Source organism: Paenibacillus plantarum, assembly GCF_013141695.1.
Taxonomy (GTDB): domain Bacteria; phylum Bacillota; class Bacilli; order Paenibacillales; family NBRC-103111; genus Paenibacillus_E; species Paenibacillus_E plantarum.
Map to the genome: position 1 here is coordinate 185,756 of NZ_WHNY01000040.1, position 15,204 is coordinate 200,959.

At 46.0% G+C, this 15,204-nt stretch carries 16 protein-coding genes; all 16 read right to left on the reverse strand.

Annotated features, from left to right (window positions below):
* Positions 1 to 17: 17 nt before the first annotated feature.
* The gene (locus GC096_RS13070) at positions 18 to 1,034 is read right to left on the reverse strand and encodes an ABC transporter substrate-binding protein (RefSeq protein ID WP_171630656.1); all 1,017 of its coding nucleotides are present in this window, start codon (positions 1,032 to 1,034) and stop codon (positions 18 to 20) included.
* 290 nt (positions 1,035 to 1,324) lie between these two features.
* Positions 1,325 to 3,016 carry a PucR family transcriptional regulator gene (locus GC096_RS13075; protein ID WP_171630657.1) on the reverse strand — a complete coding sequence of 564 codons (1,692 nt, stop codon included), beginning with the start codon at positions 3,014 to 3,016 and terminating at the stop codon, positions 1,325 to 1,327.
* Between the two features lie 15 nt (positions 3,017 to 3,031).
* Positions 3,032 to 3,721 (reverse strand): cysteine hydrolase family protein, encoded by a 690-nt coding sequence (locus GC096_RS13080; protein ID WP_171630658.1) that lies wholly within the window; start codon positions 3,719 to 3,721, stop codon positions 3,032 to 3,034.
* Positions 3,714 to 4,169, reverse strand: coding sequence for a cupin domain-containing protein (locus GC096_RS13085; RefSeq protein WP_171630659.1), 456 nt, complete (start codon positions 4,167 to 4,169; stop codon positions 3,714 to 3,716). The genes GC096_RS13080 and GC096_RS13085 overlap by 8 nt, the downstream gene beginning before the upstream one ends.
* An 81-nt stretch (positions 4,170 to 4,250) precedes the next feature.
* Positions 4,251 to 4,934, reverse strand: coding sequence for a biuret amidohydrolase (biuH, locus tag GC096_RS13090; RefSeq protein ID WP_171630660.1), 684 nt, complete (start codon positions 4,932 to 4,934; stop codon positions 4,251 to 4,253).
* A gap of 31 nt (positions 4,935 to 4,965) precedes the next feature.
* The gene (locus GC096_RS39080; RefSeq protein WP_216626109.1) at positions 4,966 to 5,700 is read right to left on the reverse strand and encodes a BMP family ABC transporter substrate-binding protein; all 735 of its coding nucleotides are present in this window, start codon (positions 5,698 to 5,700) and stop codon (positions 4,966 to 4,968) included.
* A complete protein-coding gene (locus GC096_RS39085; protein ID WP_216626110.1) occupies positions 5,697 to 6,104 on the reverse strand; it encodes a BMP family ABC transporter substrate-binding protein in 408 nt (135 codons plus the stop codon). Before GC096_RS39085 ends, GC096_RS39080 begins: the two co-directional genes overlap by 4 nt.
* Before the next feature lie 65 nt (positions 6,105 to 6,169).
* Positions 6,170 to 7,084: an ABC transporter permease gene (locus tag GC096_RS13100; RefSeq protein WP_171630661.1), complete on the reverse strand. Its 915-nt coding sequence runs from the start codon at positions 7,082 to 7,084 to the stop codon at positions 6,170 to 6,172.
* On the reverse strand, positions 7,081 to 8,130 hold the full coding sequence (locus GC096_RS13105; RefSeq protein ID WP_171630662.1) for an ABC transporter permease: 1,050 nt from the start codon (positions 8,128 to 8,130) through the stop codon (positions 7,081 to 7,083). Before GC096_RS13105 ends, GC096_RS13100 begins: the two co-directional genes overlap by 4 nt.
* Entirely contained in the window at positions 8,127 to 9,677 is a 1,551-nt protein-coding gene (locus GC096_RS13110) for an ABC transporter ATP-binding protein (protein WP_171630663.1), read from the reverse strand. The genes GC096_RS13105 and GC096_RS13110 overlap by 4 nt, the downstream gene beginning before the upstream one ends.
* Positions 9,678 to 9,916: 239 nt before the next feature.
* On the reverse strand, positions 9,917 to 10,324 hold the full coding sequence (locus GC096_RS13115; protein WP_171630664.1) for a VOC family protein: 408 nt from the start codon (positions 10,322 to 10,324) through the stop codon (positions 9,917 to 9,919).
* A gap of 13 nt (positions 10,325 to 10,337) precedes the next feature.
* On the reverse strand, positions 10,338 to 11,189 hold the full coding sequence (locus GC096_RS13120; RefSeq protein ID WP_171630665.1) for a patatin-like phospholipase family protein: 852 nt from the start codon (positions 11,187 to 11,189) through the stop codon (positions 10,338 to 10,340).
* 272 nt (positions 11,190 to 11,461) lie between these two features.
* Positions 11,462 to 11,602, reverse strand: coding sequence for a hypothetical protein (locus tag GC096_RS13125; RefSeq protein WP_171630666.1), 141 nt, complete (start codon positions 11,600 to 11,602; stop codon positions 11,462 to 11,464).
* Positions 11,603 to 11,684: 82 nt separating this feature from the next.
* Positions 11,685 to 13,250 (reverse strand): DUF3369 domain-containing protein, encoded by a 1,566-nt coding sequence (locus GC096_RS13130; protein ID WP_171630667.1) that lies wholly within the window; start codon positions 13,248 to 13,250, stop codon positions 11,685 to 11,687.
* Positions 13,247 to 14,785 carry a sensor histidine kinase gene (locus tag GC096_RS13135; RefSeq protein WP_171630668.1) on the reverse strand — a complete coding sequence of 513 codons (1,539 nt, stop codon included), beginning with the start codon at positions 14,783 to 14,785 and terminating at the stop codon, positions 13,247 to 13,249. Before GC096_RS13135 ends, GC096_RS13130 begins: the two co-directional genes overlap by 4 nt.
* Before the next feature lie 8 nt (positions 14,786 to 14,793).
* Positions 14,794 to 15,174 (reverse strand): homoserine kinase, encoded by a 381-nt coding sequence (locus GC096_RS13140; protein WP_171630669.1) that lies wholly within the window; start codon positions 15,172 to 15,174, stop codon positions 14,794 to 14,796.
* Positions 15,175 to 15,204 lie beyond the last annotated feature (30 nt).

A 15,204-nucleotide genomic window follows, 5' to 3' on the forward strand; every position in this document is an offset into this window, starting at 1 on the left:
TCTTTTCGGAATCGGAATTATTTCGTGCTTCCAGGTAAAAATGTATTCGTGAAGGCTGCATCCACATCCAGCTTTTTCTCTAAAAGCTTGTGATCCAACATCCACGTGGCGTAGTTTTCCCATACGGATTTCTTTTGCTCACCCCAACGCGCAGCATCATCCTGATAGCGTGGGCTTAACCATTTTTGACTAGCGACGACCAGTTTAGGATCCAGATCCGGGACGGCTTTAATCAAGATATTCGCCGCATCTTCCGGTTTGGAAATAGCGAATTGATAGCCTTTGGACGCTGCAGCAACGAACGCTTTAACGATTTCTGGCTTCGTTGAGATCATCTTCTCATTTGTCGCCAATACCGGCGTATAATAATCCAGTTTATCCGAATATTTGTTCAAATAAATCATGTTCATTGGCTCACCACGCAATTCCGCATCAACACCTGTCCAAGCATAGTAAATCCATGCGAAATCAATATCGCGTTTGACCGCTGTAAAATAATCCGCATCGCCGATATTAACCATTTTCACTTTCGTGGCATCAGCCTTTTCCGATTGCATCAAGGATTCAATCATGGCACTTTCTGAAGGAGCACCCCAACCGCCATACGATTTGTTCTCGAAATCCTTCGGTGTTTTGATATTCTTCGCGACCGGTGAAGCAAAGCCAGATGTATTATGTTGAATAACTGCAGCAATCGATACTAATGGTACGCCTTGAATTCGGCCTTGCGTAATGCTTTCTTGATAGCTCACACCAAACTCTGCTGCGCCAGAAGCGATCATCGTATCCGCTCCACCTTCGCCAGGGGCAATGATTTGCACGTTTAAGCCCTCTTGCTCAAAAAATCCTTGATCCTTCGCGACATACAGCCCCGTGTGATTCGTATTTGGCGTCCAGTCAAGGACAACTTTCACATCGGTTAGCTTTTTGGCTCCCTCTGTCGGTTGAACTGACTTCGCTGAATCATTACCGCAGCCTGCCATTAACACAGTAAAGCTGACTAGCATAAGTGGTGCAATTTTGTTCCATTTCATACTTGGTTTCCCTCTCCTCTTATCTCTATATAACCATAAGAAAAAGCCCCCGTTATCCGGGAGCGCCATGTGTAGAAAATGATATGTCCAAACGAAACAATCGTTGGATGTGCATTTATATGAGATCTCTACGCTGGCATTACCCAGATCAGATAAACGGTTAGTGACAATGACGGTCACAATCTCAGCCTGACTTCTCAAGCCCCCGTGGTTTTCTTATTTGGTTAGTTTCTAACATACCGCATGTTTCGACAAAATGCAAACAATTGCTAACCGATATCGAATTTTAGCTAATCAATTACTGCCAATGAACTCTGGTTTTCGAGCGTCTCACGACCACTCTCAAGAAAGCCATTTTCCATGGCATAGAGCTTCAAAGCAATTTGCAATTGTAACCGATCATCTGCATCTTGCAGATCCACACCGAGCAGTTCTTTCACTCTTTCCAAGCGATATATGACCGTATTGTGATGTGTATACAGCTTTTGCGCAGTTTTACGAACATTCTCGTGTTGTTCGAAATACGTCAAGAGCGTGTGAATCAACGCGCTTTGGTGCTTCCAATCGTACGTTTCCAGAGGAGCAATCCACTCTTCTCGAAATTTCGTTAACTCACGTCCGTGCGGGAGCAGGTACAAGATTTTATAAATCCCTAAGTCATCGTAGCTAATCCACTCCTGCTCCATGCCGTAAATCTGACTAATCGTATATACATTAACTGCTTGCAGATAGCTGTCGTTCACTTGCTCGGCGGATTTCACCATTTTTCCTAGGCAAAAGGAGAATGAAAACGGGGAGTGTGTGCTGTGCACTTCCTGCAAGGCCGCCCTTAATCGTTGTTTAAGCTCTTTTTCCTGTAGACTTATCTCTGAGTTTAACAACACAACTAATCGATCATCGATGATCGAATATAGCAAATCACGGCTGCGCAGCGATTCTTGTTGGCGCAATTGTTGTACAATTCGCTTGAGCTGGAGCGCGTTTGGAGCTGCTGACAGCCATCGAACGAGGACAACATGGAAATTGCCATGATGATCAATCGGGCATCCGCATGCTTCCGCACGCAAATCCAAGTCTCTTCGCGTACCTATACGACCAACGAGCCAGTCTTGTAGAAACTGATCAATATATTTCGCTTCCACTTCTCGTCTGGCGTAAATGTTCATCATCTCCAAATGAATCAGCACCCCTACCCGTTCTAGCGTCAAGGTGTCTATCGGAGATAATTCCTGGTGCCATTCCAGCAGCAGAAGGAAGGATTCAGCGCCAATCTGTTCTTTGATCTTCGTTACCGTTATTTTTACTTCCCGCTCCCTGATCTTGAGCGAATGCATACCTTGTTTGCTATTTTGCTGCAGCTGTTCCAGCGTCAATCGCTTATTCAAACCCATTTCTTGCGCGAGCTGCGCTGTTGAACGAGATACGTGAAGTTTACCGACTGAGCTTAGTAATAAGATCGGGTTCGCAAGCTCCTCTTCGACATAGGCTAACAGATCTTCTAATCCTTTCCCTTCCAAAAGCAGCTCTGAAAATCGTTGAAATCGCCGCTGCAAGAGGGCCAGCTGGGCAGCTTCATGCACGAGGACACGTTCCATGACTTCACGCACAACCTCCGAGAAAACCGTACCTGGCGGCAACTCTATGATTGGAAATTGGTATCGCTCGGCCACTTCAAGCACGCGCGGTGGAATTTCATCCAGAAACCGTTTTGTTTTGATCCCTAACGCAGCGCCCCCCTTCTCCACAAGTTGAGGAATCAACTCTGCGAAAGCGCTCGGGTCATCACGAAAAGGATATCCCGTTGAGATCAGAAATTCGCCTGGCATGACCCAGTCAATCACATCGGGAACTTCCATGACGTTGACACGTATGACTGCCGTTTCTAATCCAAGACGACCAGCAAGCACCTTGGAGCCAGCTAGATGCGGCATACCAAGCAAATCTCGGCAGATTAACCCATGTCCCGCTTGCTGCACACTCATCGTAATCGGCCTCCTTTATATAACTTTATCGTGATTCAACGCCGCAATCCAATCATCAGCCCAGCCGACCCAGCCGAAAATGCCGCCCTGCTGGTGCACCATACGGATCGCGGCCTCCTGGTCCGCGGGGTCAAAAGCCGCTGTCCCGTCCTCCAGGACGAGACACTCATACCCGCGATCGTTCGCTTCGCGAAGCGTCGTATGTACACAGACGTGCGTAGTCACGCCCGTCAGCACAAGCGATGCGATGCCCCGCGCCTGCAGCAGCGCATCAAGCTCTGTCCGGTAAAAGGCCCCTTTACCGGACTTATCAATGACGAGCTCGCCCTCGGCGGGCGCGAGCTCACTAACAATCTCGTGCCCGCGCTCGCCGCGCACGAGTATACGCCCCATCGGCCCCGCGTCGCCGATGCCTGCCCCTTGAAGCTGGCTGCGCCGCAGCTTCGTCGGCGGACAATCCGAGAGGTCGGGCAGATGCCCCTCTCGGGTGTGCACGACCAGCACGCCATGTTCGCGACAAGCTGCCAGCACCTGCTGCAGCTTCGGAATGATGGCCCGTGTCTGGGAAATATCATTTCCCAGCAGCTCACCGAACCCGCCCGGTGAGCAAAAGTCATTCTGCATGTCAATAACGACAAGCGCAGTGGTGCGCTTGTCGCATTGGAAGTGGAATGGCTTGGCTGTAAGCTTCACATTCTCAGACATTCGGCTTCGCTTCTGAAGCTTTCGGATGTCCGTAGACTGTCGCATCCACAAGATAGGTTTGAAAAAAGCTATTGCTCGGCACATTCGCATCTGCGGGTAAGAAGATGCTGATTTGCTCCGTCGGTTGCGTATCATCATTGGCTACAGAATGAATCGTTAGCGCTGGAACATGAAATGTATCACCAGCCTGATAGCTGACCCACTCACCGTTACACAGCAGTTTCACCTTACCGACAGTGATATGAATGACTTCCACGACATCATGGTAGTGCGGCAGCACCTGACCGCCAACACCAATCCGCTCCCATAAGATGGAGCTAACTCGAACGCCTAAAGCATCCGCGAGTGCTGCATCCATAATTTCCCTGTGGTAGAGTTCCGGATGTGCCGCAATCGGTGTCCATGGTAATGGTTCACCTCGTAAAACGGTTGTTTCTCGTGCTAGCATTGACATCCTCCATTCATGATTGCATCTTCGTACTTGCCTTTGTTTCCTTAGCGGTGAGCAATTAGTGTTACCCCACAACATTCACAATCTTCTCAGAACCTCTATCACCTGTTCAGAGTGCGCAACAGCACCAAACACGCCACCTTGCATCGTAATCATTTTTAAAGCAGCCTCATGATTCCCAGGGTCAGTTGCACCTGTACAGTCCGAAATTAACAAGCATTCATATCCTCGATCATTGGCATCTCGCATCGTTGTATGTACACACACATCCGTCGTAATTCCTGTTAAGATGAGGTGCGTAATGCCTTTGGTACGTAAAAGCAAATCCAAATCCGTGGCATAGAAGCTCCCTTTGCCCGGTTTATCAATGATCAACTCGCCGTCAATCGGAGCAAGTTCCTCAATGATTTGCCACCCAGGTTCACCTCGAATGAGGATTCTTCCTGCCGGTCCTGACGAACCGATTTCCGCGCCAATTTGCTTGCTTCGCCAGCGCTTATTCGCCGGTAAATCCGAGAGATCAGGCCGATGGCCCTCTCTCGTATGAATAACCGTGAAACCAGGTATAGCACGCACTTCAGCCAGCAGCCTTTTGATCGGCTCAATCGTTCGTGCTGTCAATGAAAGATCGTATCCCATACGATCTACATACCCACCTTTTCCACAGAAATCAATCTGCATATCAATGATGAGAAGGGCCATTTTCGCTGGAATCAGCTCATTATCATAGGGCCACGCGTACGGTACGGCTTCAATGTTCATGGGATCAACTCCTTGCTCATATTTCGCTAGATTATTTAGGAATACTGCCGATAACACCCTCAACGAAATAATCCGTCGCTTCGAGTTTATCCAGCTCAAGCTTAGCTCCCGCTTCAATTTTGACAGCACCCTTTTGATCTTTGACAGGTCCATTGAATGGATTCAGCGTGCCAGCGACTAGATCCGCTTTGCCTTTGTCCACGAGCTTCTTCACATCATCAGCCACCGCACTGCCGTAAGAGGTCAACTGAACGACATTATCTTTGAGTTGTCCGCGATATTTCCCATCATATTTACTGCCTTTAAACGTACCTGCTATGCCCGTTTTCACCATATCCACATAGAGATCGGACCAATTCCATATCGAGCCTGTAATCCAGCCTTTAGGAGCGAGAACGGAGGCTTCTGCATGATAGCCAACAGAGAGCGCACCGCGTCTTTCCGCTGTTTCTATCACTGTTTTCGTACAATCCTGATGCTGCGACAGCACATCGATGCCCTGATCAATCATACTGTTCGCTGCATTCGCTTGCTGCGCAGGATCGCACCAACTGCCCGTAAATACAACAGTCGTAGTCGCACTTGGATTAACCGATTTGGCACCAAGCTCGAAGGCGTTAACGTTTAGCAACACCTGAGGAATCGGCACAGAAACGATATACCCCAACTTGCCGGATTTGGACATTTTGCCAGCAGCAATCCCTGCTAAATAGACCGGCTCCCAGATCGTACCAAAGTAGGTTCCTAAATTAGCAGCTGTTTTCAAACCACCTTGATGATGAACAGCACATCTGGATGACGCTTCGCTACATTCAAAGCAGGATCTAAATGACCATACGAAGTTGGAAATATAATTTTAGCTCCATTCCGTATCATCTCTTCCATTACGCGCTCAGCTTCTGCGGTTTCGGGGACATTTTCGCTGCGCAGCACCTTTAAATCAGGAAAAGCTTTCTCTACACCTTGACTGCCAATATAAGCCGCTTGATTGTAGCCGTAATCATCTTTCGCGCCAACGAAGATAAAGCCAACCGCCTTCCCTCCTGTGCCTGCCGCTCCACCGCTCACTGTTGTAGAAGCAGGCGAGGAAGTTGAACTACAGGCCGCAAGGGACACTGATACAATGAGTGAACTAGCAATGAGTCTCAACTTTTTCCCAATGAATCGCATGGTTAAAGACCTCCACTATCCTATTTTTTTATCTAATCCAAACGTTCTCCCGACTCTCTTCCTACTCAACCACCCCCTGCACCTGTGAAAACTTTGGACAAGCCTTCAGGCATCTGACTTCGCTGCTTGCGAGCTACCAAATACAACGCAACCAACGTAATCACATAAGGTGTCATGAATAACAGAAATGGAGAAATATCATACCCTTGTTGTTGTATAACGAGCTGCAAAGCTTGCGCTCCACCAAATAGATAAGCTCCCAATAGTGCTTTGGCCGGCCTCCAGGCTGCGAAAATTACGAGGGCAACGGCTACGATCCCTTTTCCTTGGGTCATATTTTCAACCCAGGTATGCGTGTAGGCTGTAGACAGCTGAGCACCGCCTATCCCTGCAAGAAAGCCACCTGCCATCACCGCACAATACCGAATTAATTTAGGTGAGAAACCATAGGTGAAGACGACTTCCTCCCGTTCACCGGTTGCCCGAAGAATAACCCCAATCCTTGTTTTGAAAATTAGAAACCAAAGTGTAGGTACGAGAAGTATCGAGATGTACGTTAATCCATCATGCTGGAATAACAGCGGTCCTACGAAAGGGATTTTGGATAGGAATGGAATTGCAATGGGCTCGAAGCCATTGATTTGTTTGTTCACGAAGCCCCGCCCCAAGAAGGAAGTTAAGCCGATCGCGAAGAACATGACGGTTAATCCGCTGGCTAACGCATTGGCTTTGCGAGAGATAACCAGAAAGGCGTGAATGAGTGCAAGTAGGGCGCCAAAGAGCCCACCTGCTAATGCTCCCAGCCACGGATTCCCACTCCATACGGTGACTGCAAAAGCTCCCAACGCACCGCCTAACATGGAACCCTCCGTTCCAAGGTTAACGACACCTGCTCTCTCCGCAATCAATTCGCCTAAGCTAGCATAAAGCACAGATGTTCCTGCTCGGATAGCTCCAGTACCGATATCTACGACGTTCATGCTTGCTTCCTCCTGCCGACGGCTAGAATAGCGAATAGGACAAAAGCCATAAGGATCTGCACGGAGGAGGCTGGCAGTCCACTATTCATTTCAAGCGAGTTCCCGGCAACACTGATCATTCCGATGATAAAAGAAGTCGCAACCAGCCATAACGGGTGATTCCATGCCATCCATGAGGCCAAGAAGCCTAAATAGCCATAATTCATACCTGTGGTCGGGCGAAGCCGTCCTTCAATTCCGGTAATTTCAATCATGCCTGCAATACCTGCCAAAGCCCCCGCAGCGATTAAAACCCAGAACTGGATGCTCGTATCTTGTAACCCAGCACGCTTGGCTGCCAGGACATTACCACCGACGACACGAATTTGGAAACCTAAACGGGTATGGGTAATGAGGAACCAGACGACAGCTGCTAGGATGAATGCGAGACCGATACCAACATGTACGCGGCTGGAGCTTGAGAACGTAAGTAAACGAAGTTGTCCGGCGAGTTCTTTGGAGAAAGGCCAATTGAAAGAGGCAGGATCCTTGAGGAGACTATGTACGAAGAAGCCAATCGTGAAGTAAGCCACATAATTCAAAAGCAACGTTGTGATGGTTTCATTCATTTTACCTTTCACTTTGCCAACAGCAGCAATCGCAGCCCAACATGCGCCGCCTAGTGCGCCAACGATAACGAGGATGGGGACGCCAATCCACCCGGGAACGGAAGGCAACAGGTACACACCAACTGCGGTAACAGTGAGAGCGCCTATGGCTAACTGGCCTTCACCGCCTACATTAATCATCCCCGCCTTCGCGGGCAGTGCTGCTGCGAGAGCTGTTAGAATGAACGGTGTGGCTTTGATCACCACTTCCCCAAACCCATACATATCACCGAATGTCGAACGAAGCATCGTGCCATACATCGTGATGGGATTAACACCTGAAGCAAGTAGAAATATCGCAAAAGCTAGAAGCGGTGTGATGACCACCAGCGCGGGAGTAAGAATAACTCCCCATTTGGGCTTTACGGATCGTTGTTCCAGAGGCAAAATCACACTCATGCCGTCTCCCCCTTCAACATGATTTGACCTATCGTATAGGCATCGGTTTCCGAAGGTATAAACGGCCCATGCAGCTTCGCATTGGATAACACAAGCAGCTCATCCGAAAGTGCGAACAATTCTCCAAGATCTTCCGAAATCAACAGTATCGCAGCCCCTTTATCCGCGAGATCAATCAACATATTCTGAATTGAGCGTGTCGTTCCAATATCCAACCCACGACTTGGATAGCTGACCAGAAGTATACTAGGCTCTTTCAATAGTGCTCTCGACAAGATCATTCGCTGCACATTCCCTCCCGATAACCGGTCAGCCCGCCTCGAAGGATCTGCTAGCCCGAGCACCTGTACTTCTTTTCTACCTTGAAGCTGTTCGCGAATATATGACCAATCCATCCCCAACCCCCTAGGCTTCATGGGCAGTCCAGCAAGTACCATATGCTCGAGAATGGTAAAGCCAGTAATGACGGAATCCGTCAATGGATCTTCAGAGACTAGGGCCATGCCTGCGTCGATATAGGCTTTGACAGGCGCATGCGTAAGGTTGATGCCGTTTACCATGATCGAGCCTGATGTGGGTGCTCTCAGACCAAAAAGCACCTCAATCAGTTCTTTTTGACCATTTCCTGAGATGCCAGCAATGCCCACAATCTTTCCTTTCGCAATGGACATATCCATCCCATCCACGATCTTCTGACCATGATCATCTTGAATCGTCATCTGATGTGCTTGCAGCGCATGCTCAAGCTTCTGATCTAAAGCCTTGTAAGGGGTCCGTCTTTCCAACTCTACAAGCTGCTTCGTCCCCATCATACTGGCTACAAGCTGATCTCCTGTAAAGTTCACTGCTTTGGTTGCTGTAAAATGCACGGCCCCATGACGAAGCACAGTTACGCGATCCGCTATGGCCATAACCTCATTAATTTTATGTGTGATTAATAAAACAGCGTACTGATCCTTGCGTAAGCGATCCAACATTTGCAAGAACGCATCGACCTCAATAGGCGTTAATACACTTGTAGGTTCATCAAAAATAATCAGCCGCGTTCCCTTCATCAACAGCACTTTGAGAATTTCTACGCGTTGCCGTTCCCCTAGATCCAACTGCCACACCCAAGCATCCGGATCAACAGAAATACCATAGTGTGTTGAAACGTCAATAATTTGCTGACGTATTTTCGTGCGATTCATAAAGATACCCTTTTCCGTGATGGCTAAGGCAATGTTCTCAAGTACGCTTAGCGCGGGTACGAGGCGAAAATCTTGGTAAACCATGCCGATCCCCTGAGCCTTAGCTTTCGCTGGCGGATGGAGTTGAACTTCTTCACCAAGCCACTTGATCGTCCCCTCGTCTACACCGTACACGCCAGATATCATTTTCATTAAGGTACTCTTTCCGGCCCCATTTTCACCTAGAATAGCATGCACTTCCCCTGTTATAACTTGAAGATCAACCTCGTTGCTCGCGACTAACTCTCCGAAGCGTTTGACCAATTTCTTAGCTTCCAGTAAAAGCTCATGAGGATTAGATTCCAGGTTGGTCTCCATACGACACCTCTTTATTCGTGTTATTTTTCATAACATCATTTATCAATCTATCTGTTGTTTCTTATTATATTACATGGGTAAATGGATGTCGTTAGTAGAAAAAACTAATAATGTAGGGAATCGCTTGGTTAAAAGCACTATATGTCTCCCGATTAATGTTATCTTATATAACACAAAAACCACCTTCCATAGTTGGAAAGTGGTTTTCACTACTGATTTCATATATAAGTAAAGGTAAACTATTTCTCAAGACTCAACTGCCAAGTTACACCGAAGCGATCCCCTACCCAACCGAATCTTTCACTAAAAGGGTACTTATCTAAGCCCATATAGACTTTGCCGTCTTGCGACAACGTTTCAAACACACGATTAATTTCCTCGACCGTATCGCACGTCACAAACAAGGATATCGAAGGTGTAAAGGTAAAAGCATGCTTAACCGGACTGTCACTACACATCATTTGTTGCCCATGAATAGAGAACGTTGCTTTCACAACACTTCCTTCAGGTCCAGGTCCTTGAGGACCGTAGCGCTCAATATTGACGATCTCAGACTGATCAAATAGCGAGGTATAGAAATTCATTGCTTCCTCAGCCCGGCCCTCAAACATCAGAAATGGCTTAACTTTCTGTTTCTCTTCGCTCACTACTTACAACCCCCTAGTGTAGTAACCAATCTTTTAACTGCTGCCCTAGCTTCTTCGCATCTTCATAGCCAAGCTCATGCAATTTCTCCAGCTTACGCGGATCCTTCTCCATTCGCCCAACTTCCACTTTGGTTGAGGGACGAATGATGATAGCACTACCATCCGCTTCCATACGTTCAATTGTTTCTAAGGTGTTATTATAAATTTCACTGCGATTCACAAGCACATTTACTAGTCCATTATATTTCGGATAAAAGCTCTTCGCCAGCCAACGCTGCTTGAACGGCCGTTTGCGGTAGCCTAGCTCCTTCGTTAATACAATGATGTGCTTTTTATTGCCGTCAGCTACCGATTTCTGTACAGGAATCGGATCGACCAATCCACCATCAAATAAGGTTCTCCCTTCAAAATGGATCGGCGTAGCTACAAAAGGCAACGAGCTCGAAGCTTGAACGATGGGCATCGTTTGCAGCTGAAGCTGATGTTTGGTGAAATAAATCGGCTCCCCTGTATGCGCATCGGTTGTTCCTATTGCGAATTGCTGTGAAGAGGCATAGAACGTGTCATAGTCAAATGGCACAAGCCTGTTCGGCAGCTCATTAAAAATAAAATCCATGCCAAATATGCTTTTACTGCGCAATAAATTTCGATAGCTTAAATAACGGTGATCCGCAACATAATCAATCGTTACCTTCTTATTCCGCCCAGGTTGTTTAGAAATATAAGAAACGGCATTGCACGCTCCTGCTGAAACACCCACTACATAGGGGAAATATAAATCCTGCTCCATAAAGTATTCCAAGACTCCCGCGGTGTATACCCCTCGCATACCTCCGCCTTCCAGTACGAGTCCAATTCCTTCCATGGTGACACCTTCTTTCTGTCTGTCTCAAGCCCCTTTCTAGCATACAGGAATTGTAAATTAAAAGAAACGGGCTTCTTTCTTCGAAAATGTGACGAAAACGAAGATTTCATCCTACTTTCTAAGACAAATTAGGGGAAATCCCAGTTCAACCGTATTTTTGCCGAAATTTAACGTGCACGTCAACTTTTCGAACCTCAAATACCGGTACACGTTCCTGAAATTGCCAAAAACCCCTGCTCCGAAGAACAAGGGTGAACAAGTCTTTACAACAATTAAGATTTGTTTTTACTAATGTTATTAAGGCTAGGCGGGAATTCATCCGCGTTCTGTTTCTTCAGGGTTTGCGCTTCTTCCGTGAATTGGGCAGCATTTTGTTGGTTATTTTTTTTATCTGGCTGATTAACTTTAGGCATTCCTTTCACCTCCATCATCTCAACCGTAGTATGAGAAGGTGATCCTGATCTTATGCCAGAAGGGCAGAAATCCTTAAGGTAATTAACGATTTTCTTTATACAATTCTTTGATAACTAAAAACTCGTCGAGGTTGCTTAGAAACAGATCAACAATGACTGGGTCAAAATGCTTACCACGTTCAGACTCCAATAAATTCAATACGCGATCTAATTCCCATGCTTTCTTATAAACCCGATCGCTGCACAGCGCATCAAATACGTCTGCTAAGGCTGTTATTCGGCCATATAAATGAATGTTTTCCCCACTTAGCCCTTGTGGATAACCAGTACCGTCAAAGCGTTCATGATGCTGATGAGCAATAATCGCCGCGGCGTGCAGTACCTTTTTATTTGAATGCTTAAGCATTTCATAGCCTAAATTAGAATGAGTTTTCATAATTTCGAATTCATCCCTAGTTAATGAGCCCGGTTTATTAAGTATGGCATCTGGAATCCCAACTTTGCCTACATCATGCATCGGTGTCGCCAATCGAATCGTTTCAGCTTCCTGCTCGGATAAGCCATACTTCAGAGCTAACAGTCGTGAATACTCAGCCACTCGCTTTACGTGATGACCGGTTTCCTGCGAACGCGTTTCCGTGATCTCACCCATGGTATAAATAATTTCCTGTTGCGTACTCTCAAGCTCATTGTTCAAATAAATATTCTCAAAAGCAACCGAAACGTTCGCGCAATAAATATCTACGAGGTAATGCTCCCATTCACTCAGCGCATTAAACCCGTTCATATAGATCACGTTCTCCATCCCCATCTTGCTCTGAAAATAGATGATGAAACGATCCGCAGCAAAACTGCTTTTACGCGTCTGGAAAGCCAATTCAATTTCCTCAAGCACCTCAACGGGAACCACATCCCTTGCTCTCGCATCTTGATTGGCCGCATAATCGCCGCTAGCTGCAAGAATGTAGATGTCCTCAATCCCTTTCGTCACTGCAAAACTACAATGTATCGCATTCTTATGTAAATTAACGATGGAAGTCATTTGGGTCAGTACACCTGACGCAAATTTCTTCATGGACTGTAATTCAAACAAAGTCGCGGATGACTTAATGATTTCTTCCAGGCCAATTCTACTTTTCTCAATAGTTTTGATATCACGGAAGGAGCGCAGTGCCGTAACAACCGTAGTAAACAATTTCTGCGAGGTTAACTCCGTCTTTTCTTTATAATCGTTGATGTCATAATCCATGATAACTGTTCGCTCAGGTGCTTGTCCCGGTTGTCCTGTCCGCAAAATAATACGTACAGCTTGATTATTCAGTTCTTCGCGTATGTATTTAACAATTTGCAAGCCTGCGTCTTCGTATTCCATAACGACATCTAATAATATAAGGGCCGTTTGCGGTTGTTCTTTCAAAAGTTGTTTCGCTTCTAAAGCCGAATAGGCACTATGAAACGCCAGTTTTCTACCTGCAAATTCAAGGTCCTGTAAGACCATTTTCGTTACTTGGTGTATTTGCTTCTCATCATCAACAATAAGTACGATCCACGGGTCTTGTTCCACAGTCCTTAGATTTGCTGCAATGCTATCTTCCTCAGCAGCAAAAAGAAGCTCATCCTGATCGACAGACTCCACTTCATTTGTCATATCTCAGCTTCCTCCTCTTTGGGGATTGTAATTGCAAATAAACTGCCCTGTCCTCGTACGCTCGAACATTGAATCGTACCATTTAACGATTCTTTTACAAGGTTATATACGATATTCATCCCTAGGCCTGTCCCGCCTTGCCCGCGGCTCGTTGTGAAGAATGGATCAAAAATATGATCCAACACTTCCTCTGACATCCCTTTCCCATCATCGGAGTAGGCCAGCATGACATGATCGGGATAGTCTAGAACTCGGATACATAAGCATCCATCGTCATCATCAGCATCGTAAGCATGATGCAGGGAATTCATAACTAAATTCGTAATGATTTGAGATAACGCACCTGGGTACGTATACAACTTGAGTTGATCATCGCAGTAAACGTCCAGTTTTATATGTGTTTTCTTAAGTGCAGGTTTCAAACTTGCAATAATTCCCTCCACATATTCTTTAAAAAGGAAGGTTCGCTTGATCTCTACACTTTGATCCACGGAAATTTGCTTGAAACTTTTTACTAACGAAGAAGCTCGTTCCAAGTTAGTTTGAACCATCACAATGCTCTCATGGGAAATGGATAGAAATTGCTCCAAGTCGGATTTCTTCATTTTCCCTGCTTCATACAAAGTTTGAAACTGTCTCGCTTTCTGATCCAAGTAACTGATAGCCGTTACACCAATACCAATTGGTGTGTTAATTTCATGCGACACGCCTGCGACTAAATTACCTAGTGCCCCCATTTTCTCCGAATGAACAAGCTGATCTTGTGTAACTTGCAAGGTATTCAAAACCTGCTGCAGCTCCTGATAGCGTTCATCCAAATTGCTGACCATATCATTGAATGCATCAGAAACCTCGGCAATTTCTGGTGAAGCTTTGAAATGCAATTTAGGTAGTTCTCCGCCTTGTTTCACAATGACAGCCGCTTCACGCAACCTGCTTAAAGGCCGGATAACAATGACTCGCAGAATTAGCCATAATAAGATCGATAATATGATTGCGATGGTGAGTCCAACGAACAGAATCAGTTTCGTTCTTTGTTTGAGCAGCAATTCCTCTTCCGAAGAGTCGAAAATAACCTCAACAGCCCCGACAACTGAACCATCTTCTTGCAGTGGTGCCGTTAATCGAACGATCGGCCTATCATTCTCGGCCATCGGGATACGATCTACAATCGTTTTGTCTTGTTTAGGAATCACAATTTTCGCAGCGTTCAGAATCGTTCCTACTTCTTTTCGATTCGAGGAAGCTAAGATTTTGCCTTGTTTGTCATACAGCTTCATATCTATAACGCGATTATTCTTATATTGAATGTAATCGAAAATCTGCTGGATATCGGAGACCGATCTCGATTCTTCATAACGACCGTTGATTGCAATCGTCATACCGCTGATTTGACTTACATATGCTTCGCGGATCGATTGATTCAAGCTGATCGTATCAAACACCATCATCGTTGAGATCATACCCGCTGTAACCGCCGTGACGAGGAAAACAATCCGCTTCTGTAAACTTAGTTTCTTTTGACGAAAAGACATCGACACACCTACTTCACATCAAACGTAACTGTTTTGCTAACATCGTAAGGCGTGTGGTCGTTGTTATGTAAGGAGATCTTCACTTCATGCGGTCCTTTGGGTAAATGTTCCAATACCTTTTGCTTCGTAGTGACTACGATTTTCTCACCCTTGTCTAACGATATATGAACATGGCCTTCACCTTGCACACGTTGTTGATCATAATGTTCTTTCGACAACTTCAGATCCGTTGTCAGATCTAAGGTGACAGTATCATCTTTAACTACGTAAGCGACTTCTAAAGTTGGTGTAAACGTAGGCGAGTTGGACGTTATCGTTTTGGCTTTCCCACAACCAGAAATAACGATTGTTAATGCCGCTAATAAATACAAACCCTTAATTTTATTCATTTGTCATCCCCCATGAAGATGTTTTTCTAT

Coding starts and splice junctions, on each gene's coding strand:
- GC096_RS13070 (WP_171630656.1), bottom strand. CDS start 1,034: ATGAAATGGAACAAAATTGCACCACTTATGCTAGTCAGCTTTACTGTG.
- GC096_RS13075 (WP_171630657.1), bottom strand. CDS start 3,016: ATGAGTGTGCAGCAAGCGGGACATGGGTTAATCTGCCGAGATTTGCTT.
- GC096_RS13080 (WP_171630658.1), bottom strand. CDS start 3,721: ATGTCTGAGAATGTGAAGCTTACAGCCAAGCCATTCCACTTCCAATGC.
- GC096_RS13085 (WP_171630659.1), bottom strand. CDS start 4,169: ATGCTAGCACGAGAAACAACCGTTTTACGAGGTGAACCATTACCATGG.
- biuH (WP_171630660.1), bottom strand. CDS start 4,934: ATGAACATTGAAGCCGTACCGTACGCGTGGCCCTATGATAATGAGCTG.
- GC096_RS39085 (WP_216626110.1), bottom strand. CDS start 6,104: ATGCGATTCATTGGGAAAAAGTTGAGACTCATTGCTAGTTCACTCATT.
- GC096_RS13100 (WP_171630661.1), bottom strand. CDS start 7,084: ATGAACGTCGTAGATATCGGTACTGGAGCTATCCGAGCAGGAACATCT.
- GC096_RS13105 (WP_171630662.1), bottom strand. CDS start 8,130: ATGAGTGTGATTTTGCCTCTGGAACAACGATCCGTAAAGCCCAAATGG.
- GC096_RS13110 (WP_171630663.1), bottom strand. CDS start 9,677: ATGGAGACCAACCTGGAATCTAATCCTCATGAGCTTTTACTGGAAGCT.
- GC096_RS13120 (WP_171630665.1), bottom strand. CDS start 11,189: ATGGAAGGAATTGGACTCGTACTGGAAGGCGGAGGTATGCGAGGGGTA.
- GC096_RS13125 (WP_171630666.1), bottom strand. CDS start 11,602: ATGCCTAAAGTTAATCAGCCAGATAAAAAAAATAACCAACAAAATGCT.
- GC096_RS13130 (WP_171630667.1), bottom strand. CDS start 13,250: ATGACAAATGAAGTGGAGTCTGTCGATCAGGATGAGCTTCTTTTTGCT.
- GC096_RS13135 (WP_171630668.1), bottom strand. CDS start 14,785: ATGTCTTTTCGTCAAAAGAAACTAAGTTTACAGAAGCGGATTGTTTTC.
- GC096_RS13140 (WP_171630669.1), bottom strand. CDS start 15,174: ATGAATAAAATTAAGGGTTTGTATTTATTAGCGGCATTAACAATCGTT.